At 62.5% G+C, this 23,063-nt stretch carries 24 protein-coding genes and 1 tRNA gene; 7 read left to right on the forward strand and 18 right to left on the reverse strand.

What is annotated here, in order from left to right:
- Window positions 1-7: 7 nt before the first annotated feature.
- The 8 genes from TP2_RS08240 to cysQ form a co-directional block, all read right to left on the reverse strand.
- The gene (locus tag TP2_RS08240; RefSeq protein ID WP_038075767.1) at window positions 8-1,399 is read right to left on the reverse strand and encodes a nodulation protein NodH; all 1,392 of its coding nucleotides are present in this window, start codon (window positions 1,397-1,399) and stop codon (window positions 8-10) included.
- 1 nt (window position 1,400) lies between these two features.
- Complete coding sequence (locus TP2_RS08245; RefSeq protein ID WP_038075770.1) at window positions 1,401-3,098, reverse strand: DUF5927 domain-containing protein; 1,698 nt, start codon at window positions 3,096-3,098, stop codon at window positions 1,401-1,403.
- 13 nt (window positions 3,099-3,111) lie between these two features.
- Window positions 3,112-4,122, reverse strand: a complete 1,011-nt coding sequence (locus TP2_RS08250; protein ID WP_038075773.1) for a glycosyltransferase family 2 protein — start codon at window positions 4,120-4,122, stop codon at window positions 3,112-3,114.
- A gap of 195 nt (window positions 4,123-4,317) precedes the next feature.
- A complete protein-coding gene (locus TP2_RS08255; RefSeq protein ID WP_038075776.1) occupies window positions 4,318-5,340 on the reverse strand; it encodes a glycosyltransferase family 2 protein in 1,023 nt (340 codons plus the stop codon).
- A 27-nt stretch (window positions 5,341-5,367) separates the two neighbouring features.
- Window positions 5,368-6,354: a UDP-glucose 4-epimerase GalE gene (gene galE / locus TP2_RS08260; RefSeq protein WP_038075777.1), complete on the reverse strand. Its 987-nt coding sequence runs from the start codon at window positions 6,352-6,354 to the stop codon at window positions 5,368-5,370.
- A gap of 3 nt (window positions 6,355-6,357) precedes the next feature.
- The gene (galU, locus tag TP2_RS08265; protein ID WP_038075779.1) at window positions 6,358-7,251 is read right to left on the reverse strand and encodes a UTP--glucose-1-phosphate uridylyltransferase GalU; all 894 of its coding nucleotides are present in this window, start codon (window positions 7,249-7,251) and stop codon (window positions 6,358-6,360) included.
- Between the two features lie 190 nt (window positions 7,252-7,441).
- On the reverse strand, window positions 7,442-8,242 hold the full coding sequence (locus tag TP2_RS08270) for a 3-deoxy-manno-octulosonate cytidylyltransferase (RefSeq protein WP_038075781.1): 801 nt from the start codon (window positions 8,240-8,242) through the stop codon (window positions 7,442-7,444).
- Window positions 8,242-9,039: a 3'(2'),5'-bisphosphate nucleotidase CysQ gene (gene cysQ / locus TP2_RS08275; RefSeq protein ID WP_038075784.1), complete on the reverse strand. Its 798-nt coding sequence runs from the start codon at window positions 9,037-9,039 to the stop codon at window positions 8,242-8,244. Before cysQ ends, TP2_RS08270 begins: the two co-directional genes overlap by 1 nt.
- Window positions 9,040-9,167: 128 nt before the next feature.
- On the opposite strand from cysQ, the gene TP2_RS08280 reads away from it, so the two are divergent.
- Complete coding sequence (locus TP2_RS08280) at window positions 9,168-9,989, forward strand: ABC transporter permease (protein WP_038075786.1); 822 nt, start codon at window positions 9,168-9,170, stop codon at window positions 9,987-9,989.
- Window positions 9,990-10,001: 12 nt separating this feature from the next.
- Entirely contained in the window at window positions 10,002-10,616 is a 615-nt protein-coding gene (locus TP2_RS08285; RefSeq protein WP_038075788.1) for an SH3 domain-containing protein, read from the forward strand.
- Here TP2_RS08285 and TP2_RS08290 read toward each other — a convergent pair whose 3' ends face one another.
- Entirely contained in the window at window positions 10,617-11,645 is a 1,029-nt protein-coding gene (locus TP2_RS08290; protein ID WP_051692333.1) for a LacI family DNA-binding transcriptional regulator, read from the reverse strand.
- A 263-nt stretch (window positions 11,646-11,908) separates the two neighbouring features.
- On the opposite strand from TP2_RS08290, the gene TP2_RS08295 reads away from it, so the two are divergent.
- Window positions 11,909-11,985 (forward strand) — tRNA-Arg (locus TP2_RS08295).
- A gap of 55 nt (window positions 11,986-12,040) precedes the next feature.
- On the opposite strand, the gene TP2_RS08300 is transcribed toward TP2_RS08295, so the two are convergent.
- The 4 genes from TP2_RS08300 to TP2_RS08315 all read right to left on the reverse strand — a co-directional run bounded on the left by TP2_RS08300 (window position 12,041) and on the right by TP2_RS08315 (window position 15,453).
- Window positions 12,041-13,288 (reverse strand): saccharopine dehydrogenase family protein, encoded by a 1,248-nt coding sequence (locus tag TP2_RS08300; protein WP_038075791.1) that lies wholly within the window; start codon window positions 13,286-13,288, stop codon window positions 12,041-12,043.
- 50 nt (window positions 13,289-13,338) lie between these two features.
- Window positions 13,339-14,433, reverse strand: a complete 1,095-nt coding sequence (gene nspC / locus TP2_RS08305; RefSeq protein WP_038075792.1) for a carboxynorspermidine decarboxylase — start codon at window positions 14,431-14,433, stop codon at window positions 13,339-13,341.
- Between the two features lie 62 nt (window positions 14,434-14,495).
- Entirely contained in the window at window positions 14,496-15,200 is a 705-nt protein-coding gene (locus tag TP2_RS08310) for a histidine kinase (RefSeq protein WP_038075794.1), read from the reverse strand.
- Window positions 15,172-15,453 (reverse strand): hypothetical protein, encoded by a 282-nt coding sequence (locus TP2_RS08315; protein ID WP_038075798.1) that lies wholly within the window; start codon window positions 15,451-15,453, stop codon window positions 15,172-15,174. Before TP2_RS08315 ends, TP2_RS08310 begins: the two co-directional genes overlap by 29 nt.
- Window positions 15,454-15,622: 169 nt before the next feature.
- Here TP2_RS08315 and TP2_RS08320 point away from each other — a divergent pair, with 169 nt between their 5' ends.
- From TP2_RS08320 to TP2_RS08330, 3 genes are all read left to right on the forward strand, one after another.
- Entirely contained in the window at window positions 15,623-16,171 is a 549-nt protein-coding gene (locus TP2_RS08320; protein ID WP_038075802.1) for a hypothetical protein, read from the forward strand.
- 136 nt (window positions 16,172-16,307) lie between these two features.
- Entirely contained in the window at window positions 16,308-16,943 is a 636-nt protein-coding gene (locus TP2_RS08325) for a ribonuclease HII (RefSeq protein ID WP_038076224.1), read from the forward strand.
- Between the two features lie 103 nt (window positions 16,944-17,046).
- Window positions 17,047-18,150: a site-specific DNA-methyltransferase gene (locus TP2_RS08330; RefSeq protein ID WP_038075804.1), complete on the forward strand. Its 1,104-nt coding sequence runs from the start codon at window positions 17,047-17,049 to the stop codon at window positions 18,148-18,150.
- Between the two features lie 397 nt (window positions 18,151-18,547).
- Here the strand turns inward: TP2_RS08330 and TP2_RS08335 are convergent, their stop codons facing one another.
- Genes TP2_RS08335 through TP2_RS08350 form a run of 4 tightly spaced genes read right to left on the reverse strand, consistent with a single transcriptional unit; the run spans window position 18,548 to window position 20,844 of the window.
- The gene (locus tag TP2_RS08335; RefSeq protein ID WP_051692383.1) at window positions 18,548-18,937 is read right to left on the reverse strand and encodes a MarR family winged helix-turn-helix transcriptional regulator; all 390 of its coding nucleotides are present in this window, start codon (window positions 18,935-18,937) and stop codon (window positions 18,548-18,550) included.
- A 50-nt stretch (window positions 18,938-18,987) separates the two neighbouring features.
- Complete coding sequence (locus tag TP2_RS08340; protein ID WP_038075808.1) at window positions 18,988-19,818, reverse strand: carbon-nitrogen hydrolase family protein; 831 nt, start codon at window positions 19,816-19,818, stop codon at window positions 18,988-18,990.
- Between the two features lie 4 nt (window positions 19,819-19,822).
- Window positions 19,823-20,080 (reverse strand): glutaredoxin 3, encoded by a 258-nt coding sequence (gene grxC / locus TP2_RS08345; protein WP_038075810.1) that lies wholly within the window; start codon window positions 20,078-20,080, stop codon window positions 19,823-19,825.
- Between the two features lie 35 nt (window positions 20,081-20,115).
- Window positions 20,116-20,844, reverse strand: a complete 729-nt coding sequence (locus TP2_RS08350; protein ID WP_038075814.1) for a ComF family protein — start codon at window positions 20,842-20,844, stop codon at window positions 20,116-20,118.
- A gap of 34 nt (window positions 20,845-20,878) precedes the next feature.
- Between TP2_RS08350 and TP2_RS08355 the strand changes: the two genes are divergently transcribed.
- Window positions 20,879-21,715, forward strand: coding sequence for a methyltransferase domain-containing protein (locus tag TP2_RS08355; protein WP_038075817.1), 837 nt, complete (start codon window positions 20,879-20,881; stop codon window positions 21,713-21,715).
- Here TP2_RS08355 and TP2_RS08360 read toward each other — a convergent pair whose 3' ends face one another.
- Window positions 21,716-23,062 (reverse strand): alpha,alpha-trehalose-phosphate synthase (UDP-forming), encoded by a 1,347-nt coding sequence (locus tag TP2_RS08360; RefSeq protein WP_038075824.1) that lies wholly within the window; start codon window positions 23,060-23,062, stop codon window positions 21,716-21,718.
- Window position 23,063 lies beyond the last annotated feature (1 nt).

The raw sequence follows: 23,063 nt of genomic DNA on the forward strand, positions 1-23,063 counted from the left end.
TTGGCGCTCAGGCTTTCCAGGGTCCGAAACCGAACTGCATCATGTCGCGCGTATAGGTTTCACGAGCGGCGGCCTCGAGATCCGGAGTCCAGATATCGGCCAGCTTGATCGGCGCGGTGTCGCCATCGATCTGCGCGAACTCAGGCGCCTCGATCCCGGCGGAATGCGCGAGAAAAGCCAGATCCTCCGTCAGCCGGTCCTCGCGCAGCAGCATGTCGGGCAGGGCAAATTGCGCGATCCCCTGCAACTGGGCCGATTGCGTGGCCCAGAGCGCGTTCACCGGCAAGCTCGTCTGGTTCGCGAGGTTGGACTTGAGCCAGCCAAGGAACGCGATCAACGCCTCCGCATAGGCGCCAAACGCAATGGCATCGCCTTCCGCAGGGATCGGCAGCTTGTAGCTTTGACGCAGCACCGCACGAGTCTCGAGCATGTTGTCCCAGTTCAACACCGCCGAGAAGGCGAGATGTGCGCGCATCAGCGGGTGGCGCAGAACGGTGAAACTGCGATGGCCGGTATGGCGGCGCTTCCACTGGCGCAGCGTCTTTTGCGAGAAGCTTTCCTCCAGCGGCCCGAGCTGGGCGAGCCAGTCGCGGATCGGCGCATCCATTGCGGGGCGCATCGGCATATAGAGCAGCCCCGCTTCGCTCGCGATGAAGCCCGGCACGCCGGGGCCGCGCCGGGGCTCGAAATTCGGGGTCTTCGAGAGGTTGAACCGATCGAGCCGTGCCAGCGACGCTTCCATCCCCGGAAAATTCGAGACTTTCGCCTCCAGAGGCTCGGGGTTCTGGACCTTGAGACTGTCGGGCAGCTTCTCAAGCTGCGCCTCGACGCCTAGCCATTTCGCGAGCCCGTTGAGCAGCTCGACCGACTGCGCATCCTCGTAATCAATGTAGAAGGCGGTCTGGCCCGAGCGTTGCAGAGCGTTTTGCAGCGTGACCTGAAAATCCTGCAACCCTTCGAGATGGGCCTCGAACTCGTCGGCATCGAAACGCGCCTTGCTCGCCTTGCGGTGCTTGGCATCGCCCAGCTTCCATTGGCCGGTGGCGCGCGCGATCATCAGGCTGACATAGCTCTCGATCGGATTGCGGGTCAGCACGATCTTGGCGCATTTCGGGTCGTTGACGAAGACGGCGAGCATGCGCGGGTCGTGATCGTGGAAATAGCGACAACCGTTCAGGCCATCCTGCGCCTTGATCGCCTGCCACAGCACCAGCGGGTCCGCGTCACGCTCGGCCTTGCTCACGCCCACCAGATCCTTGCGGTTCGGATAGCCGATCAGGGCGGGGTTGAAGGCCTCGCCATGGCAGGTGACGCCATCAAGGCTGTTGAGTGCGGCCTCGAGCAGGTTCGACCCGGTCCGCATTTCGGCGAAGACCACGAAACTGTCGAACTTCGCCATCTTACTTCACCAGATAGGGGCGGCCGCGGCGGTTCGCGTTGCGCTCTTCGCCGGCATCGAGCGGGAAATCCCCCATCACGAGCGGTTGCATCCCCTGGTTCTTGAGGTTTTGCAGGAATTGCCTGAAGCCCGTCAGCTCGACCATCTGCGGCGCCTCGGTGAGCCGGCGCGTGGCACGGGGGCTGATCTCGTCGATGATGGTCTGCAAGGGCTCCATCGGGTTCTCGATGAAATCGGCCACGGTCCAGATCCGCACCCGTGCCTTCACATACATCGAGCGCAGGATCTCGAGATGCTCCAGCTCGCGCTTTTGCAGCCGTGCGGCTTCGCGCCGGATCGTCGCGAAATTCTCGTTCATCCGCGACAGCGGCAAGGCCCAAGCGCCGGTGATCACCGAGATCTGGGCGTTCGGGTCGGTCGCGGTGAACCAGTTGTTCGCCTGGTTGTCGCGTGGCGAGAACATGAAGCACTGACGCTCGCCGCGCGAGTTCCAGATCAGGTTCGTCAGGAAGGCGCGCGGGTTGTAGTCGCGCAGCACGGGGTCGTCGGTCAGGCAGCCGTTGAACATCCGCTCGCCACCAGCGAACTCGGCGCGTTCGGGCGCGTAGAGATGGCCATGCACTCGGGCGCCCACGTATTTCGCGAGCCAGCCGTCGAAATTCTCGAAGAGATCCGAGAAGCCGTGGAAGACCGAATAGGGCGCCGAGGTCTTGCCGTTCTCGTGGTCCTTCTTCGGATAACGGCTTTGCATGTAGAGGCCGGGCCGACCGCGCGTGCGCCGTTCGATGGATTTCGAGAACAGCCGGTCGATCTTGGCCGGGTTGGGTTCGGCCATTGCCGAGCTTTCGGCATTTTTCGACAGAAAGGTCTGGTAAAGACGGTCCGCCCGCGGCCAGATCTTGCGCGCGATGAAACAGTCCGAGCGGCGCAGAAGCTGAAGGTGATCGTCGTAGAAGATATGCGGCTTGCCCTGAAAGTCGAACTTGGTCAGCGTGAGCGACCGGCTCTCGATCGAGGTGGCATAGAGCCGCGCGAGGGTCTGGAAATAGCTTTCATCGGGAATCCAGACGCGCTTGAAGTAGCGGTCGTAGAGCGGCCGGTCGGGGTCTTGCAAGATTGCGGACAAGGTTTGCCGGGTGAGGCACCACCACTGGCTGCCCAAATGCGGGACGAGCCCCGACGGAATGCGGCGCTTGAAGCCGACGCGGCGCTGAAACTCGACATAACGGTCGAAGAGGCGGCGCTGCTTTTTCCACGAGAAGGGGAAGCGCAGGGTGAAACGCTCGATATCGATGCCGCCGACGGTCCAGCCGACCTCGGTCGTGGTTACGCTTTCGATGAAATCGGTAAACGGGCGCGCGTCGAGGTAGTCGGTCAGTTCCTTGAGCGGACGCAACGGCAGACACGAGCCGGAGGCGAGATAGACATGGCGCACCTCGGCATGGCGCTCCAGCATCTGCTCGGCCGCGGCCTGGCTGGCAGCGACGAGCGACCAGGTCCCCCATTCGCATTTGTAGCGCCGCGAGAAGGAGACATTGTCGAGATCGGCCAGGGCTTTCTTGAAGCTCTTGTAATCATGCGCGGTGACCCGGGCGTCGACATGGATCACCACCGGTGCGCCACCCTCGGCCCAGAACCGCGCGACCTGCGCGGCGCGGTCGAGCGCGGTGTGGCACATCATGATGAAACCGACCGTCACGCGTAAAATCCCCTCAAGCCCAATTGCCTTTGGACATCAGCCCGAGGATCTCGAGCTGACGCCAGTTGATATATTTCTCCGACCATTTGCACCATAAATCAGGCTCTTTTGAGATGGTCCGGGCGTAAGCGTGATATTCGCGCGACCCTGCATAATGCTGTTGGCGTTCCAGCTCCTCTTCGACCTTTTCGGTGAGCGGAGAGAGGAATTTTGCATGCAGCAAGCAGCCCGAGGCCATCTCGCCGCCGATCGTGTCATAGACCTGGTTCAGCCCGCGCGGCAGCAGCATGTGGGTCGAGGACAGATAGACATGCCCGCGCTCCCATTTCACCAGCGGGATCTTGTTGAGCGAGGGCGCGTTCTTCGGCGCATCTGGAAAGAAGATCCGCGCACGTGGCCCTCCCTGAATCCAGAGATTGCGATATTCCGGGTTGGTCTTGATCATGTAATTGCCAGCGTCGAACCAGCAGGCGATATCGAGAGGGTTCTGCCCCTCGCGGTACGGTTTCGCGTCGATCGGACCCTTCGGATACATATCCAGCAACATCGCCGGGAAAGAGCGGATGCCATAGGTGTCGAGCCAGTCGGTAAGCGCCTGAATGGGCCGCGTGTCGCAGAACGGGTAGACAAAGAACTCATCGGGATCGAGCGTCAGCGTCCAGTGCCCGGTGCCGTATTTGCGCAGGAGCCAGTTCATCCAGTCGATACTGAAATTCGAGGCCTTGTAGGAGGCCGTCGTCGTCCAGACCGAGCAATCTTCCTGCTCAGCGAGATACTCGGCCGAGCCGTCATCGCTGTTATTGTCGACGAAAAGGAAATGACGCACGCCCATGTCGCGGTAGTAGCGCAGGAAATAAGGCAGTCGGATGCGTTCGTTGCGGGCGGTGACGAAGACAAGCACGTCGCCGGGGCGGATCTGGGCGGTACGATTGGAAAGCGGGCTCAGTTCCCGCCGTTTTCGAAAGGCGCGAACCTGTTTCAACCTGCGTTTTCGACGCAGCCTGACCAGATCTCTCAGTCCCACTTATCGTCCCTTCCGCAAATGCGGCCCTTTATCGCTTAATATACTTATCAACGCATTAACTGTCGCCTTGTTCAAAACGACAAGTTTTCCCCTTTGGATTCAATAGGCTCTTGCCTCTTAGCCAGTTTTTGGCCGACTGAGAAGGGTTTGCATTACCTTCGCGTCACCCAATGTTGCGAATTTGGCAACAGTCATTCAGGCCCAACCACCTCGCGACATCAGCCCCTGCGCCTCCAGCTGACGCCAGTCTCCGAGTGGTGCGGAGTGCGGCGTCCAAAGCTGCGGGTCGGCGATGATCGCGTCGTAATAGGGTTCGAACTCCTCGGGGCGACCGAAATGCTCGCGCCGCGCTTTTTCCTCGGAGGATTTCTCGATCACCGTGTCGAGGAATTTTGTGTGCAGCAGCAGCCCGGAAATCGCCTCGCCGCCGGCATCGTCATAGGTCCTGTTGAGATGGCGCGGCAGCAGCGAGTGGGTCGAGTTCAGATAAGCGAAACGGCGGTTCCAGCGTACCAGCGGGATCTTCGAGAGCGTCGGCGCCCGCCGCGGCCGCTGCGCAAAGAAAGCCCGCGCGCGGGGCCCTCCCTGAATCCAGAGCGCGTCACTGTGCTTCTGCCGGGTAATCGCGTAATTGCCCGCGTCGAACCAGCTCAGGATCTGACGGGGATCCTGGCCAGCCGTGTAAGTCTGCGCGCCGATCCGCCCTTTCGGGTAGAGATCGAGCATCATCGCCGGAAAGGCGGGGATGTCGGACGCATCAAGCCAATCGGTCAGTGCAGGCAGCGGGCGAGTGTCGTGATATGGGTAGATCAGCAGCTCATCGGCATCGACGGTCAGGCACCAGTGGTCATGCCCGTGCCGGATCATCAGCCAGGTGATCCAGTCGAGACCGAAGCGCGAGGCGCGATAGCTTGCCTGCGTCGTCCAGAGCGAGACATCGCGCGCTTCGGCCAAGAGGGCCGTTGTGCCATCGGTGCTGCCATTGTCGACGATGAGGAAGTGATTCACCCCCAGATCGCGGTAATGGCGCAGGAAATAAGGCAGGCGGGCGGCCTCGTTGCGCACCACCGCGAAGGCGAGGATGTCGCCGGGGCGGATCTTGCCGGTGCGATCGGTCAGGCGGTCGAGCTGATGACGCTTGCGCAGGGCACGCCACAGGAAGTGCTTGCGCTTGAGGCGCAGCCTGTAGGCCTCCCATAGCTCCCGGCGTGATGCCATGCCCTCTCCTGATCCGCTTGGCGCGGATCAGTATTCATACTCTTTCGCCTGATGCCAGCGCCACGCATCGCCGATCATCACAGAAAGATCGGAGCGTTGCGGCTGCCAGCCCAGTTCCTCAAGGGCACGTTTAGAGCCCGACACGAGGCAGGCGGCATCACCGGGACGGCGCTCGCCCTCGACGATCGGCACGTCGCGATTGGTCACCGCGCGCGAGGCGTCGATCACTTCGCGTACCGAGAACCCGTTGCCGGAGCCCAGGCAGAACACCCGCGAGGGTTTGCTGTCTTGCAGCCATTTCAGCCCCAGCACATGCGCATCGACCAGATCGGAGACATGGACGTAATCGCGGATGCAGGTGCCGTCGCGCGTGGGGTAATCCGAACCGAAGACCGTCAGCGCAGGGCGCTTGCCCGCGATCGCATCGAGCATCAGCGGGATCAGGTGGGTTTCGGGCACATGCTGCTCGCCCACCTCGGCGTCAGGATCGGCGCCGGCGACGTTGAAATAGCGGAAGATCACCGAATTCAGCCCGTGGCTCGCGCCGAAATCGCGCAGCATATCCTCGATTGCGCGCTTCGAGCCGCCATAGGCATTGATCGGGCGTTGCTCGGTCTCTTCGTTCAGAACCACCCCGTCCTGATCGCCATAGGTCGCGCAGGTCGAGGAGAAGACGAAGTTCCAGCAATCGGCCTCCACCGCCGCCTCGATCAGGTTCAGCGCGCAATTGACGTTGGTGCGCCAGTATTTCGAGGGGTTCTGCATCGACTCGCCGACAAGGCTCAGCGCCGCGAAATGCATCACCGCGATGGGCTGATATTTCGCGAAGACCTCATCAAGACGCGCGCGATCGGCCAGATCGCCCTCTTCGAGCGGACCGAATTTCACCGCCTCTTTCCAGCCGGTCGAGAAATTGTCGAAACAGATCGGGACATAGCCCGCCCGGCTCAAAGCCTTGCAGGCGTGCGAGCCGATATAGCCCGCACCGCCAGTGACCAGAACATGCGGCTTCATCGCTTACTCGGCTGCCGTCCGCATGTTCATGATATCGCCAAGATACTCGCCGAACTCGTCCTTGAGATCGGGGCGCTGGAGACCGAAGGCGACAGTGGCCTGAAGGAAGCCCGCCTTGGAGCCACAATCGAAACGCTGGCCCTTGAAACGGTAGCCGTAAACCGGGTTTCCGTTGGCAATCTCCTGCGCGATCGCGTCGGTGAGCTGGATCTCTCCGCCCGCACCGGTTTCCTTCTTGTTAAGGTTCCTCATGATCTCCGGCGTCAGGATGTAGCGCCCGATCACGGCGAGGTTCGAAGGCGCGACATCGGGCTGGGGCTTTTCGACCATGCCCTTCACCTTCACCATCGGCCCGTTCACCTCGGAAATGTCGAGGACGCCGTAGGACGAGGTTTTCTCCGAGGGCACTTCCATCGCTGCGACGATGTTGCCGCCGGTCTCCTCATAGGCTTCCATCATCTGCTGGAGGCAGGGCTTCTCGGCGGCGATCACGTCATCGGTCAGGATGACCGCGAAGGGCTCGTCATGCACGAGGCGACGCGCACACCAGACCGCGTGGCCAAGGCCGAGCGGCTTGTTCTGGCGCACATAGGCGATGGCGCCGGAATCCATGTTGGTTTTCTTCAGCTCTTCGAGAAGGTCTTTCTTGTCCTTCTTGCGCAGCGCGGTCTCAAGCTCGGGCGCGTCGTCGAAGTAATCCTCCAGCGCCGACTTGCCGCGCGAGGTCACGAAGATGAACTCCTTGATCCCGGCCGCGCGCGCCTCGTCGATGGCGTATTGGATGAGCGGGCGGTCCACCAGCGTCAGGATCTCTTTCGGGATCGACTTCGTGGCGGGGAGGAAGCGGGTTCCAAGGCCGGCAACCGGGAAGATCGCCTTCGTCACCTTGCGTTTCATTCGTCACCTTTATCTTTGCTGCGCCGAAGCGCTGTAATTGATGCCATTGTGGCGAGTCTTGCAGCGCGGAACAAGGAACCTGCCGCGCTGCCGCATAATCACGCGCTGTTTGTTGCGCATGTAAGGGGAAAATCGGCCCGAACGCCTCAGGTTCCCGCAAAATGGAAACTCTGCGTGATGCGAATCCGGCTCAGGCGAGACTCATTTCGCGCATCATCGACTCGATGCGGGGCACGTCGGAAGGGTTGTTGAGCTCCCAGAACTGGCGCCCGCGCGCCTCGACCTCGGTGCAAAGCACCGCGCGCCCGTTTTCGAGGAACCGCAGTTGTTCGAGCCCTTCGAGCGTCTCCAGCGGACCGATCGGCCAGGTCGCGTATTCGGCGAGCGTGTTCGGTCGGTAGGCGTAGACGCCGACATGATGGAAGACCGGGGTCGGATCATGCGGCAGGTAGCTCTCGGCGGTATAGGGGATCACTTCCTTGGAGAAATAGAGCCCACGATTGCCCGCGCCGAAGACCGCGGTGGTGCCGCCGACGCGACCGTGATGGCGATCCTCGCGCAGGCTGGCGAGCATCTCGCCCTCGCAGCGCAGAACCGGGGTGGCAAGCTCCGCCCAATCATTGCCGCGCAGCCCTGCCACCAGATCCTCGATGAACCAGGCGGGCGTCAGCGGTGCGTCGCCTTGCAGGTTCACGACGATCTCATAGCCGCCACCAAGCGCCTGCGCCGCCTCGGCACAGCGTTCGGTCCCGTTGCGGCAGCTTTCCGAAGTCATCACCACCTCGGCGCCGAAAGCCTCGCAGGCGGTGCGGATGCGGTCGTCATCGGTGGCCACGACCACACGGTCGACGCCTTGCACGTCCTGCGCGGCCTCCCAGCTACGCTGAATCAGGGTCTTTTTCTCGCCCGTGCAGCCGGTCAGCTCGACGAGCGGTTTGCCGGGATAGCGAGTCGAGGCGTAGCGGGCGGGGATGACGATGAGAACGGACATCATTTCACCAAAAGAACGCCGGGGGCGTAGGCGATGAAGAACGGGTTTTCGAAGCCCGGCTTGCCATAGGTGAAGGGCGTGTGATCGTCGAAGCGGACCATCTCGCCACCCGCGCCGCGCAGCACCGCATCGCCGGCTGCCGTGTCCCATTCCATCGTGCGCCCGAGCCGCGGATAGAGATCGGCCTCCCCGGTCGCCACGAGGCAGAATTTCAGCGACGAACCGGCCGAGCGCATATCCTTCACCGCGTATTTGCCGATGTAATCGTCGGTCGCCTGGTCGCGATGCGATTTCGACGCGACCACCATCAGCCCGCGATTGTCCGGCATCGAGACGGTGATCGGCTTGTGCGGGCCCATCGCCTGTTTCGGGAAGTTCGGGCCTTCCTCCTCGACCGCGCGCCCATCGGCGAGCGTGTAGAAGAGCCGCCCCTTCGCGGGCGCATAGACTACGCCGCGCACCGGCTTGCCGTCCTCGACATAGGCGATGTTCACGGTGAAATCGCCGCGGCGCTGGACGAATTCCTTGGTGCCGTCGAGCGGATCGACGATGAGGAAGGTCGACACGTCCTGATCGTGGCTTGCCGCCTGCTCCTCGGTCACAAGTGCGACATCGGGAAAGGCCTCGCGCAGGCCGGCCGAGATGAGCGCATCGGCGGCCTCGTCGGCCTCGGTCACGGGCGAGTTGTCGGATTTGGATTTCACTTCGAAATCAGGGGAATTGTAGATCTCCATGATCTTGTCGCCCGCTTCGAGAGCAAGCCGGCGCATCACCTGCATCAGATGCTCAAAATCCATGATCACTCCGTTCCGCCAAATTCTGGCCTGATTGCTATGATTTATCTCCCCCCTTATGATGCGGCGACAAGGCTTGGGCAAGGTTTGCCCGATAGGCTGGCGGCGCGCCGCACCCGATTGGCAGGAAAATGTTCAAAGCAGATCGCAGCAATTCCACGCTTGGATCGACCTTCAGCCTGCTGGAGCTCATCTATCACGCCACTGTTCGCAAGCTGCGCCAATCGCATGGCAATGCGCTGGTGGGCCTTTTGCTGAACATGGTGCAGACGATCCTGCTGATCCTGACCTTTTACATCATGTTCGGCGTGCTCGGTCTGCGCGGCAATTCGGTGCGCGGCGATTTCCTGCTCTACGTCATGAGCGGGATCTTCCTGTTCCTGACCCATACCAAGACCATTGGCGCCGTGTTCGGGGCAGAGGGGCCGACCTCGGCGATGATGAAACACGCGCCGATGACCACGGCGATCTCGATCTCGGCGGCGGCGCTGAGCACCCTCTATATCCAGATGCTCTCGATGATCACGGTGCTCTTCATCTACCACGCGGCGTTTCACCCGATCGAGATCTACGATTGGGTCGGCGCCTTGGCGATGATGCTGCTGTCATGGTTCGTGGGGCTTGCGATCGGGCTCGTCTTCCTTGCTGCGAAACCCTGGGCACCGGATGTGGTGGGCGTGATCCAGCAGATCTACAGCCGCGCGAACATGATCGCTTCGGGCAAGATGTTTCTCGCCAACAACCTGCCGCACAAGATGCTCGTGCTGTTCGACTGGAACCCGCTGTTCCACACGATTGACCAGGCGCGCGGCTATACCTTCATCAATTACAACCCGCATTTCTCGAATTGGCACTACCCGCTCTATGTCGGGCTGGCGCTCTTGATGATCGGGTTGATGGGCGAATTCTACACGCGGCAATACGCCTCGCTGAGCTGGGGCGCGCGGCGATAGTAGGGTGAGGCCATGAAACGTCTGGTCCTGATCCTACCGCTTGTCCTCATGGCTCTCGCCGCGCCCGCCTCGGCCGAGAGTTTCCCCTTCTATGCCAATGTGACGGGTGTCGCGGCCAATGATGTGCTCAACATCCGTGCCGAGCCCTCGGCTTCGGCACCGATCGTCGGGGTCATCCCGCCCGGCACCACGCTGATCGAGATCACGGGCGCCTCGCAGGATGGCAAATGGCGGCGTCTGAATGCAGGCGAGCAGTCGGGCTGGGTCTCGGCGCGCTATCTCGATCCCGAGCCGATGCCGCCGTGGTGGACCGAGCGCGTGCCGCTCTTCTGCTACGGCAACGAGCCGTTCTGGAGCGTCATCTACGAACCCGGCCTGCTGACCCTCGAGATCCCCGGTGAGGAACCGCACAGCCTTGGGATCGAATGGAGTGGCGCGCCGCAGAGCGGAGCGTTCGAAACGATCGGCTGGAAGATCCGGGGCGACGGGGCCGAGGGCTTCACGGTTCTGCGCAGCCGCGAATGCTCGGATGGGATGAGCGATCGGCAATATGCGATCGGGATCGATTTCTTCCTGCGCACGCCCGAAGAAGACCTCGTGTTCACCGGATGCTGCGCGTTGAACTGATCAGGGCTTGCGGATCGTCTCGCCGGGTTCGAGCACCGGCTCCAGCTCGATCACCTCGCCGCCGATCATGCCGCTTTGCGACCGCCCCGCGATGATCTGCGCGGCCTTCTTGCCGATCTCGCCGCGACAGGCATCCATCGTGGCGAGCTGCACCGAGAGCCCCTCGAGAAGCTCGAGCCCGTTGAACCCGGCCAGCCCGATCTTGCCCGGAACGTCGATCCCGTTGTCACGGCACCACAGCAGGCCACCCGCGCCGATCATGTCGTTCGAGTAATAGAGGAAATCGAGATCCGGCGTGCGCTTCAGCATCGCCTCGGTCATTTCGCGCCCCTTCGCCAGCGCCGAGCCGCCCGCGTAGAACTCGGTATCCGCGAGTTCGATCCCGGCCTTCGCGAGCCCTTCCTTGAAGCCTTCGAGCCGTTTGCGGGCACGGTGATCCTCCGGCATCTTCGTGCCGAGGAAGCCGATCTTGCGATAGCCCGCGGCGATAATCGCCTCTGCCATGTGCAGGCCGGCACGGCGATGCGAGATGCCGACGACCGAATCCACACCCTCGCCATCGACATCCATGATTTCGACAACCGGAATGCCCGCGTTTTCCAGCATCGCACGGGCAGCCGGCGTGTGCTCGAGCCCAGCGATGATCACGCCCGAGGGCCGCCAGGAGAGCATCTCGTAGAGAACCTGCTCTTCCTTCTCGGGCGAATAGTTGGTCACGCCCACGACCGGCTGGAGCCCGGTATCCTCAAGTTCGTCGGAGATCGACGAGAGCACTTTCGGAAAGACGAGATTCGAGAGCGAGGGAATGATCACCGCCACGAGGTTCACTCGCTGCGAGGCCAATGCGCCCGCGATCTTGTTGGGCACATAGCCCAGCGTCTTGGCTGCGTGGAGCACTTTCTCGCGCGTCGCATCGGAGACATCGCCGCGATTGCGCAGCACGCGGCTGACCGTCATTTCCGAAACGCCCGAGGCTTCGGAAACGTCGCGCAGCGTCAGGGGACGGCGGGAGTCATTGGGACGGGACACGGCGGAGATCCTTCATTTTCATTCTTGTTAGCGCCAAACATTTCCCTTGCGCAAGCGGATGATGCTCCATATGTTAGCGATAACGGCATCCGGGCCAGACTCCAAACAATCCGGCGGCCGGCCAAACTGGACCCGCGTGTAGACTCCGATCGCGGTGACAGGTTTCAAAAAGGGGATGCGGTGGGCCAATACGCATCCCCTTTTCATTTACTGCGCTCCCGACTTGCACAGACGTTGCTTTGACGGCATCAAAGGCGCTGCGTGGTCCCGTGGCTCAACTGGATAGAGCAGCCCCCTCCTAAGGGGCAGGTTGCAGGTTCGAATCCTGCCGGGATCACCAGTGAAAACGAAAAAGGCCCGCGAATTGCGGGCCTTTCGTGTTTCTGGCGGTCCGATCAGATCTCGGTCCAGGCCTTGTCCTCGCCGCCCAGACCGCCGACGAGAACGCGGGTTGGCAGGCCGATCCGGTCGAGCTGGGTGAAGAAGGGTTTCGGGTCGAGCTCTTCGACGTTTTTCATCGTCTTTGCGTCCCAGTCGCCTTGGGCGATCAGGATCGCCGCCGCGACCGGCGGCACGCCCGCAGTGTAGGAGATGCCCTGCGAGCCGACCTCCTCATAAGCCTCTTTGTGATCGGCGACGTTGTAGACGAAATACTCCACGTCCTTGCCGTCCTTGGTGCCCTTCACAAGATCGCCGATGCAGGTCTTGCCCGTGTAGTTCGGCGCGAGCGAGGCAGGGTCGGGCAACACGGCCTTCACCACTTTCAGCGGCACGACTTCCAACCCCTCGGCGGTTTTCACCGGTTGCTCGGACAGAAGGCCGAGGTTTTTCAGAACGGTGAAGACGTTGATGTAGTGATCGCCGAAGCCCATCCAGAAGCGCACATCGGCCTGCGGATAGTTGGTCGCCAGCGAATGCACCTCGTCATGGCCCGACTGATAGGCCTGCGACGGGCCGACGACGGGCAGGTCCCATTTGTGGCCAGAGGCGAACATCGACGTCTCTTTCCACTGCTGGTCTTCCCAGTAATAGACGGTGCCGGTGAATTCGCGGAAGTTGATCTCGGGATCGAAATTGGTCGCGAAATACTTGCCGTGATTGCCCGCATTGATGTCGACGATGTCGATCGACTTCACCTCATCCATCTGGTCGATCGCGAAACGGGCATAGGCGTTCACCACGCCCGGATCGAAGCCCGCGCCGAGGATCGCGGTCACGCCCTTCTCGGTGCACAGTTCACGCTTCTTCCACTCGTAATTGGCGTACCAAGGCGGCGTTTCGCAGATCTTGTCAGGCTCTTCATGGATCGCGGTGTCGATATAGGCAGCACCCGTCTCGATGCAGGCGTCGAGCACATACATGTTCACGAAGGCAGAACCGACATTGATCACGATCTGCGCGCCCGTCTTGCGGATCAAATCCGCAACGGCGGCCGTGTCGCGCGCGTTCACCTGGTGCGCCTCGAACGTGCCCTCGATTTTCATCGCGCCCTTCTCATGCACGCTCTCGATGATCGCGTCGCATTTCGATTTGGTGCGCGAGGCGATGTGCAGATCGCCCAGGATGTCGTTATTCTGCGCGCATTTATGCGCCACGACCTGGGCGACGCCGCCCGCTCCGATGATGAGCACGTTCTTTTTCACTTCGGCTGTCTCCTTTTCGACAGGACAGGGGAAGGGGGCGCGAAAGGCCCTCAGGACAATGAGGCGCGGTAGTCCTCATAGGTGAACTCGCGAATCCGGTCGATGCTACCATCTTCGCGGCGGATGGCGATGGCGGGCATGGCCACGCCGTTGAACCAGTTCTTCTTGACCATCGTGTAACCGGCGGCATCCGCGATCGAGATCCGGTCACCGATCTGAAGCGGCTTGTCGAAGCGCGCCTCGCCGAAGATGTCGCCCGCGAGGCAGGTCTTGCCCGCGATCTGGTATTCGTGTTCGCCGTGTTGCGGCAGTTTCGCGGTCTCGCGATAGATCAGCAAGTCGAGCATATGCGCCTCGATGCTGCTGTCGACGATGGCGATCTTCTTGCCGTTGTCGAGGATGTCGAGCACCGTCACCTCGAGAGAGGCCGTCTGCGTGATCGAGGCTTCTCCGGGCTCCAGATAGACTTGTACGCCGAAATCATCCGAGAACTTCTTCAACCGGTCGGCCAGATCGTCGAGCGGGTAATCGGCGCCGGTGAAATGGATGCCGCCGCCGAGGCTCACCCAGTTCAGTCGTTTCAGGATATCGCCGAACTCCGCCTCGATCCGCGACAGCTGATGATCGAAGAGCGCGAAATCCGAATTTTCGCAATTGTAGTGGATCATCACGCCCGAGATGCGATCCATCGCCGCTTCCAGCCGCTCGGTATCCCATTCGCCCAGCCGCGAGAAGGGCCGCGCCGGGTCCGCCAGATCGAAACCCGAGGTCGAAAACCGCGGGTTCAGACGCAGACCACGCTCGATATGCGCGGCCTTCTCGCCAAAGCGATCGAGCTGGCTCAGCGAGTTGAAGATGATCTTGTCGGCATAGCCGATCGCCTCGTCGATCTCGTCATCCGACCAGGCGACCGAATAGGCATGGGTTTCCTTGCCGAATTTCTCGCGCCCCAGATGCAGCTCGAAGAGCGAGCTCGACGTGGTGCCGTCCATGTAAGGCTTCATGATGTCGAAGGCCGACCAGGTCGCGAAACATTTCAGCGCCAGCAGGGCTTTCGCGCCGGAGCGCTCGCGCAGACGTTCGATCTTGCGCATGTTATCGCGCAGACGTGCTTCGTCGATCAGGTAGAAGGGCGTGTCGGACATGGCTCCCCCGCAGGTCAACAGACCCTGCGATATAGGGCGCATGTAACACTGACGCAACCGGATCAGTCGACGCGGATCGCGTCCTTCGCGACGCTAAGCGCATAGCCCTTGCGGGAAATGTTGCGCACGAGAAGCTCGCTGACGAGCTGATTTCCGAGGCTGTCACGCAGCCGCTTGATCCGGGTCGCGCCCGCCGCCTCGTCGCAATCGGCCTCGTTGCGGCCGGAGATCATCGCCTCGATCTGCGCGCCGGTCAGGATATCGTCATCCATCCGGGCCTCGGCCAGAACCGAGAGCGTTTCGATCGCGGCCGGGGTCAGGCTGAAGGCCATGTCGTTGAGCATCACCGCGTTCTCGCTGCGCAGGATGCGCAAGGACTGCACCTCGATCCCGGCGCGGCGAATCTCGGTCATGCGCTTGTTCAGCCCGATCAACAGCAGCAGGAAGATGATCGCGGCCAGCAGAAGCGCGGCGGCGAAGATCAGCAGGATGAAGATGATCACCCGGTAATTCGCCAGCACGTCCGAGAACGCCGTGCCCGATTGCGCGAGCACCTCCAGCAGCTTGATCTCCGCCTGCGAGGTCAGGTTGTCGTTTTGCACGAAGATCTGTTCGACGCGGGCGTTGAACGCATCCGCGTCGGGGAGTTTGGCAAACAGGAAGCCCGCCGTGATCGCGAGGATCGCGACCACCGCCACGACCCCGGCCAGGACCGCGCGTGAACCCAGCCGCAGGCTGTCAGTAACGGAGGAAGTATTTTCCGGCACTGGCTTTCCTTTTCTCCAAACCTTCGGGCCCGAATGTGGAGAGGACCGTCAGCAAGGTCCAGCCCGCAGCCTCGAGCCTCGGCGCCAATTCGCGCGCCGCGGCCTTTTTCGAACAGGCCGAGTCCGAGACCTGCGCGACGCCATATTGCAGCTGCAACGGGTTGTCGCGCTTGGCCTTGTAATCGGCATAGCACTGGGCCTGAGCGGCCGAGGCAGAGGCGAGAAACGCCAATATGAGGAATGCGTGTTTCATGCCGCTCACGCTGCGCCCAAAGCCGCTGTTATTCAATAGCCGAAGGGGGTTGCGGGTTCTGTTATCGGATATCAACCGCCCGTTATTGCCTGACTCCACCGCCTCGCCGCACGGTCCTCCCATCGACTTATCGCGGCCCTGGGGGGCTGCCCGACCGGAGGACCGAAAGATGAGCTTCAAGTCAAAAGCGACTGCGCTTTTCACCGCCACCACCGTCGCGCTGGGCACGATGGCTGCAAGCACCACGCCTGCCGCCGCGCTTGGCGACAAGGACCGTGACACGCTCGCCATTTTGCTCGGGATCGGCGCTGCGGCACTGATCATCGACTCGATGAACGATGACCAGAAGAAACGGCGCACGCAACCCGCGCCGGCCTACATGCCGCGCGAGACCTGGAAGCAGCGTCAGGCTCGGCTCGAGCGCGAGCGTATCGAGCGTGAACGCCGCGAGGCGGAGGCGCGCCGTGCCCGCGAACGGGAACGCGAGCGTGACCGCTATGGCCGCGACCGCATCCATCTGCCCGCCTCCTGCGTGCAGAAGGTGAAGACGCGCAATGGCTGGGGTGAGGTCGTCTCGGCCGATTGCCTCGACCGCCACACGCGCTCCCGCCTTCCGCGCAATTGCGCTTTCACCATCAAGACCGGACGCCACGACACCGAGACCGTCTATGGGCGCAACTGTCTCGAGGATCAGGGTATCCGGCTGTCGCGGCGCTGAACATAAGGCAGACGTCATCAAGAACGTCGAGCAGCGGGCGGAGACCACGGGTCTCCGCCCTTTTCACATTGTGCCTTGGGGTGATCTCAAGAATGCGGCGCTTGATCGCTGCGCCGATCCGGTGCATCCCCGAACGATGGTACAGATCCCCGATTTTTCTTTCGAAGAAGCCGCCCTTGCCCGTGGTCTGACCCGTATCGCGGGCGTTGACGAGGTCGGTCGCGGCCCGCTCTGCGGTCCGGTCACCGCCGCGGCCGTCGTGCTCGATCCCGCGCGCATCCCCGACGGCCTGAACGACTCAAAGAAGCTCTCCGCGAAGCGCCGCGCCGATCTGGCCGGGCAGATCATGGAAAGCGCGGATTGGTGCGTCGCGCATGCCAGCGTCGAGGAGATCGACGAGATCAACATCTACCACGCGGCGCATCTTGCGATGTGCCGGGCGGTCGCGGGGCTTGCGCAGAAGCCCGATCACGTGCTGGTCGATGGCAACCGAGTGCCGCGTGATCTGGGCCTTTCAGCCGAGCCGATCGTGAAGGGCGATGCGCGTTCTCTGTCGATCGCGGCAGCCTCGATCCTGGCGAAAGAGGCGCGAGATTTGCTCATGGTGGATTTGGCGCAACAGTATCCCGGCTACGGCTGGGAACGGAATGCGGGCTACCCCACGAAGGACCATTTGCAGGCCCTTCTAGATTTAGGGGTTACCCCCGTTCATAGACGAAGCTTCAAGCCTGTCCACAATATCTTGTGCCAAGCAAAAAGTGTAACCCCTTGATTCAAAAAAGAAATTGACGGCGAATCACCTTTGACTCATCTTTGAAGCCATAGATCGGCACAAGCCGGCATCCCCCGAGGCGGGCAGTTAAGAGGCAAAAAAGATGGCAAAGACGAAGTCCCCGGCGGCGCAGCAGGCGCTGCCCCTGAACCAAATTCTTGCAGGCGATTGCATCGAGATGATGAATTCGCTGCCCGAGAACAGCATTGACCTGATCTTTGCCGATCCGCCCTACAATCTTCAGCTGCGCGGCGACCTGCATCGCCCTGACAACTCCAAGGTCGATGCGGTCGATGACGCTTGGGACCAGTTCGGCTCCTTCTCGCATTATGACAGCTTCACCCGCGACTGGCTCGCCGCCGCGCGCCGTATTCTCAAGCCCAACGGGGCGATCTGGGTGATCGGCTCCTATCACAACGTCTTCCGCATGGGGGCCGAGCTTCAGAACCAGGGCTTCTGGATCCTCAACGACGTGGTGTGGCGCAAATCGAACCCGATGCCGAATTTCCGCGGCAAGCGCCTGACCAACGCGCATGAAACGCTGATCTGGGCGTCGAAGTCGGAAGGCGCGAAATACACCTTCAATTACGAGGCGCTGAAATCGCTCAATGAGGGCGTACAGATGCGTTCCGACTGGGTGATCCCGATCTGCAATGGCGGCGAACGCCTGAAGGATTCGAACGGTGACAAGGCCCATCCGACGCAAAAGCCCGAGGCGCTGCTGCATCGCATCCTGATCGGCACCACCAACCCGGGCGACGTAATCCTCGACCCGTTCTTCGGTACCGGCACCACGGGCGCCGTGGCGAAGATGCTCGGCCGTGACTTCATCGGTATCGAGCGCGAGGCTGCCTACCGCGAAGTGGCGCTCAAGCGCCTCGCCAAGATCCGCAAATTCGACAAGGAAGCCCTCGAGGTTTCGACCTCCAAACGTGCCGAACCGCGCGTGCCCTTCGGCCAGCTGGTCGAGCGCGGCATGCTGCGCCCGGGCGAAGAGCTCTTCTCGATGAACGGCCGTCACAAGGCCAAGGTGCGCGCCGATGGCACGTTGATCGGCGACGATGTTAAAGGCTCGATCCATCAGGTTGGCGCTCATCTCGAAGGCGCACCGTCCTGCAACGGCTGGACCTACTGGACCTTCAAGCGCGATGGCAAACAGGTCCCAATCGACCTGCTGCGCCAGCAGATCCGCGCCGAGATGAACTGAGGCCAGCCCTCCGCGATATTCAAAAGTTACCGCCGGTGTCCGAGGGCCGTCCTGGGACACAGCCTTGCCCCGCCGTGCCTAACGGCGGGGTCTTTTCGTTTACCGCGACCGGGGCGAGGATGCGGCCTCCGGCGCTGGATCGCAACAAGCACCGAAGGGAGGCGGTGGGCTCTGCCCCCGTCGCCGGACGGCGACAATTAACAGGAAAAGAGGGGGCTCTGCCCCCGTCGCCGGACGGCGACAATTGACAGGGAAAGAGGGGGCTCTGCCCCCGTCTCCTGCGGAGACTCCCCCGGGATATTTGATGCAATTGGAAAGCAGGCAGTTTGCGCTGCGACTACGTCATTTATCTTGGGGGCATGGCCGCAAGTCAGAGGGGCAGCGCCCGTTTTCGGTCTCAGCTTTCTTCGAGACGGGCGCGCAGCTCGCGCAGGACGGGCAAGGTCGCGCGGACCTTGTCAGGCCCCAGATCGCGCACGATGCCACCGATGATCGGCATCAGAGAGGCGAGTGCGGCATCGCGGGCGCGCCGTCCCGAGGGCGAGAGCGACACCCATTTGCGTCGCGCATCGTCCCAGTCGGGGCGGATATGCACATGGCCGGCCCATTCGAGCTTGGCCAGCGTGTTCGTCATCGCGCCGCGCGTGACGTGGAGTGCCTCGGCCAACTGGGCGGGCGTGCGCTCCTCGTTGATATGTGCCAGCAGGTTCAGCACCGAGAAATGCGAGATTTCCATCCCCTTGGGCAGGGCGCGGCTGACAACGTTGCGCGCGAGCTGATCGGCCATGAAGACCTCGGCGAAGAGCGTCGCCGCGAGCGGATCGGTCTCGGGGCTGCTCACGGTCCGTCGAAGCTCCGGTCATGAAAGAGCGAGCGCAGGCGGGTGCGCACTGCGCCGACCTGGGAGAGGTCGAGATCGACAAGCGTCACTCCGGGCTCGGTGCCGCCATCGGCCAGCACTTCACCCCAGGGCGCGACGGCCATCGAATGACCCCAGGTCCGGCGTGGCTTGTCGCCATGGGTGGCATGGCTGCCGCATTGCGCCGGCGCCAGCACGAAGCAGGTGTTCTCGATCGCGCGGGCGCGCACCAGCACCTCCCAATGCGCTTCGCCGGTCGTGTCGTTGAAGGCGGCGGGGATCGTGAGGATCTGCGCACCGCCCTGCGCCAGCGCGCGATAGAGATGCGGGAAGCGCAGGTCATAGCAGACCGACATGCCGATCTGGGCATATTTCGTGGGGGCGAGGACCGCTTCGCGCCCCGGGCGGTAACCCTCGGATTCGCGGTAGCGCTCGGTCTCGGACACGTCCACGTCGAACATGTGGATCTTGTCGTAGCGTGCCTTCACATCCCCCTTGCGCCCGATCAGGAAGGAGCGATTGGCAAAGCGTCCGTCATCATCCTCGGTCTTCAGGCAGAGCGAGCCGATCAGGACATAGACGCCGAGCTTTTCGGCTTCGGCACGGATCGCGGCGAGGGTCGGGTCGTGGCATTCGTGCTCGAGGACGCTGCGTTGATAGGCGCGATCCGACGAGATCAGGTTCGTGCATTCGGGCGTGGCAATGAATTGCGCGCCCGCGGCGGCGGCCTCGCGGATGAACTCGAGCGTCACCGGCAGGTTCTTTGCCGGATCGTCGGTCACCGAAAGCTGAATGAGTGCCGCCTTCATTGCCTCACCCTGCCAGCATCGGATCGAGCTTGCCCGCATGTTCGAGCGCATGCAGCTCGTCGCAGCCGCCGATACCTTCGCCGCCGATGAAGATCTGCGGCACGGTGCGGCGGCCATTGGCGCGCTGCATCATCTCGGCGCGCAGCTGCGGCTCGCGGCCGACATCGGTTTCCTCATAGGCGATGCCCTTCTTGTCCAGAAGGCGCTTGGCCATGATGCAGAAGGGGCAGGTGCGGGTGACGTAGATTTCGACGCGTTTCATTCTCAATTCCCTATGGTCTGCGAGACTATAGGGATTTAGGGCGGCTTCGCAACGCGCGCCAGTGTCACAATGCAGACCCGGGTTGCACCAGCCTCCAGTGCGGCGTCTGTCGCGGCGCAAAGCGTGGCGCCCGAGGTCATCACATCGTCGACGATCAGGAGCGCGCGGCCTGCGAGTCTCCCGGAATGACGTGGGTTGATCCGGATCGCGCCGTCGAGATTGGCAAGCCTTTCCTCGCGGCTCTTTCCTTTTTGGCTCGCAGTGGGGCGGGCGCGCAGAAAGAGATCGGCGCAATGGTCCAGTCCGCCACGCCTTGCGAGCGCGCGGGAGAGTTCGGCGGCCTGATTGAAGCGTCGCTTGAGCAGCCGCAGCCGGTGCAGCGGGATCGGTGCGATCAGCATATCCGGGCTCAGGAGTGGGCTGGCCGCGCTGGCCAACCAATCGGCAAGCGGCGGGACCAGATCGAGCCGGTCTCCATGTTTGAGAGCGAGCACCAGATCGCGTCCCGTACCTGAATAATGCATGACCGTGCGCCCCTGCGTCCAAGGACGGGGATGGATCAGGCAATCGTCGCAGAGGATGCGTTCGCCCTCTGCCTGGCCGGGAAGCGGCGTGCCGCAGGCGTCGCAGACCGTGCCGCGCGCGAAGTCCGTCTGGGACCAGCAGGAAGCGCATAGGCCGAACTCGGAGCCGACCGCCTCGCCGCAGGCAATGCAGCGCGGCGGGAAGAGCGCGCGCAATCCGACGCGCCCAGCCGCTAGCATCCGGCCCCGAACAGAGTTAAGGATTGCCCCCGACATGGATACGCCGCCCCTTCTTACCGACCGCGAGGCCCTGATCCGCCATCGCCAACGCGCCACTCGCGCGCCCGAGCTGTTCTTGCACGAGGACGCGGCGGCCGAGCTCGATGAAAGGCTGCAAGAGGTTAACAGAACCTTTACAGCGCCTGCCCTGATCGCGGCTTTCCCCGATCCGTGGCGTGAAATCCTGCCCGATGCGAAAGTGGTCTCGGACGATGAGGTGCTCGACCTGGAAGAGGGCGCGCATGATCTGGTCGTCCACGCGATGTGTCTGCACTGGGCGAATGATCCCGTCGGGCAGATGGTGCAGGCGGCGCGTGCGCTCAAGCCAGATGGGCTTTTCCTTGGTGTGATGTTCGGTGGGCAGACCCTGACGGAGCTGCGAGCGGCGCTGGCGCAGGCGGAGGCCGCGATCACCGGCGGGCTGAGCCCGCGCGTGTTGCCGATGGGCGAGATCCGCGATCTCGGCGCGCTGATCCAGCGGGCGGGGTTTGCGCTGCCGGTGGCCGACGCGGTGACGCGCAAGGTGACCTACGAGACACCTTTGCGGCTTCTGTCGGATTTGCGGGCGATGGGCGAGACCAATGCGCTGGCCTCACGCAACCGCCGTTTCCTGCGGCGCGACGTTCTGGCCGAGGCGCTGCGGCTCTATTTCGAGACTTACCAGGAACCCGATGAGCGGGTGCGCGCGACCTTCGAGATGGTTTGGCTCACCGGATGGAAACCACATCCGACCCAGCCAAAACCGTTGCGCCCCGGCTCGGCTGCGCAGCGGCTCGCCGATGCGCTGGGCACGATGGAATTGCCGGCAGGACAGAAACCCGGTCAGCCCTGATCAGCCCAGAGCGGTCAGGAACGCGTTCGACCACCAATGCACATCCTGACGGGTCAGGCCGTCGAGCAACGCGCGATGTCGCTCGCGCCGTTCGCCGCGCGACATCATCAGGGCGGTCAGCATCGAGGTCGCCATCTGTTCGGTGTCATGCGGATTGACCAGCAGAGCGTCGGTCATCTGTTCGGCGGCGCCCGCGAATTGGGACAGGATCAGCACGCCGGGGTCGTCGGAGTTCTGGGCTGCCACGAATTCCTTCGCTACGAGGTTCATCCCGTCCATCAGCGGTGTGACCAGCGCGACCTGAGAGGCGCGATAAAGACCGGCCAGAACCTCGCGCGGCACGGGCCGGTTGATGAAGCGGATCGGAGCCCATTGGATATCCGCGAATTGCCCGTTGATACGACCCGAGAGATGCTCGGTCTCCTCGCGAATGTCGTCATAGGCCTGCACGCCTTCGCGGGTCGGCGGCGAGATTTGCAGCAGCGAGACATGACGATGCCATTCCTCATGCCGGTCCAGAAACTCGCCAAAGGCGCGAAACCGATGCGGCACGCCCTTGGAATAATCGAGCCGGTCGACGCCGATCATCAGGCTGCGGTCGGGCTTGAGAATGCCCGAGGGCAGTTTCTCGATTTCGCGCGCGGCCAGCTCGGTGAATTCGGCGGTGTCGATGCCGATCGGAAAGGCCGCAATTCGACACTGTCTCGGCGCAAGATGGATGAATCCGTTGCCCAGATCGCTCCCTTCACCGATCTCGACCATGGAGGCGAGGCAGGCGCGCACGTCACGCTCGGCCTGCAAGCCGACGAGGTCGTAGTTCGATAGCCACTGGCAGACCTCGCGCCCGTTGGGCAGAGCCTGCATCGAGATCGGGCCGGGGAAGGGCGTGTGCAGGAAGAAGCCGATCGGGTTCTGAATGCCGAGAACGCGCAGCTCGTAGGCGAGGGGCAGCAGGTGGAAATCATGCACCCAGATCCGGTCGTCGGGCTGGATCATCGGCGCGATCAGCTTCGCGATCCGCCGATTCACCTGCTTGTAGGTGTTCAGATAGTCTTGATGGATCTCCATCAGGTCGGTGCGGCCATGAAAGAGCGGCCAGAGGACCGAGTTCGAATAGCCCGCGTAATAGTTCTCCTGCTCTTCCTCGGTCAGGTCGAAGCAGAAACGCTTGAACGGCCCACCTTCGATCTCGCGCAGGCAGGTGTCGGGCTTCTCTGCGATCTCGCCGGAAGTGCCGATCCAGATCCCGCCGGTTTCGCTCAGCACATCGCCGAGTGCGACCACGAGCCCGCCCGAGGGGTTCGCCCCGGTCGGGATCCGGTTCGACAGACAAATCAGACGGCCCATG

Source organism: Thioclava pacifica DSM 10166 (assembly GCF_000714535.1).
Taxonomy (GTDB): Bacteria; Pseudomonadota; Alphaproteobacteria; order Rhodobacterales; family Rhodobacteraceae; genus Thioclava; species Thioclava pacifica.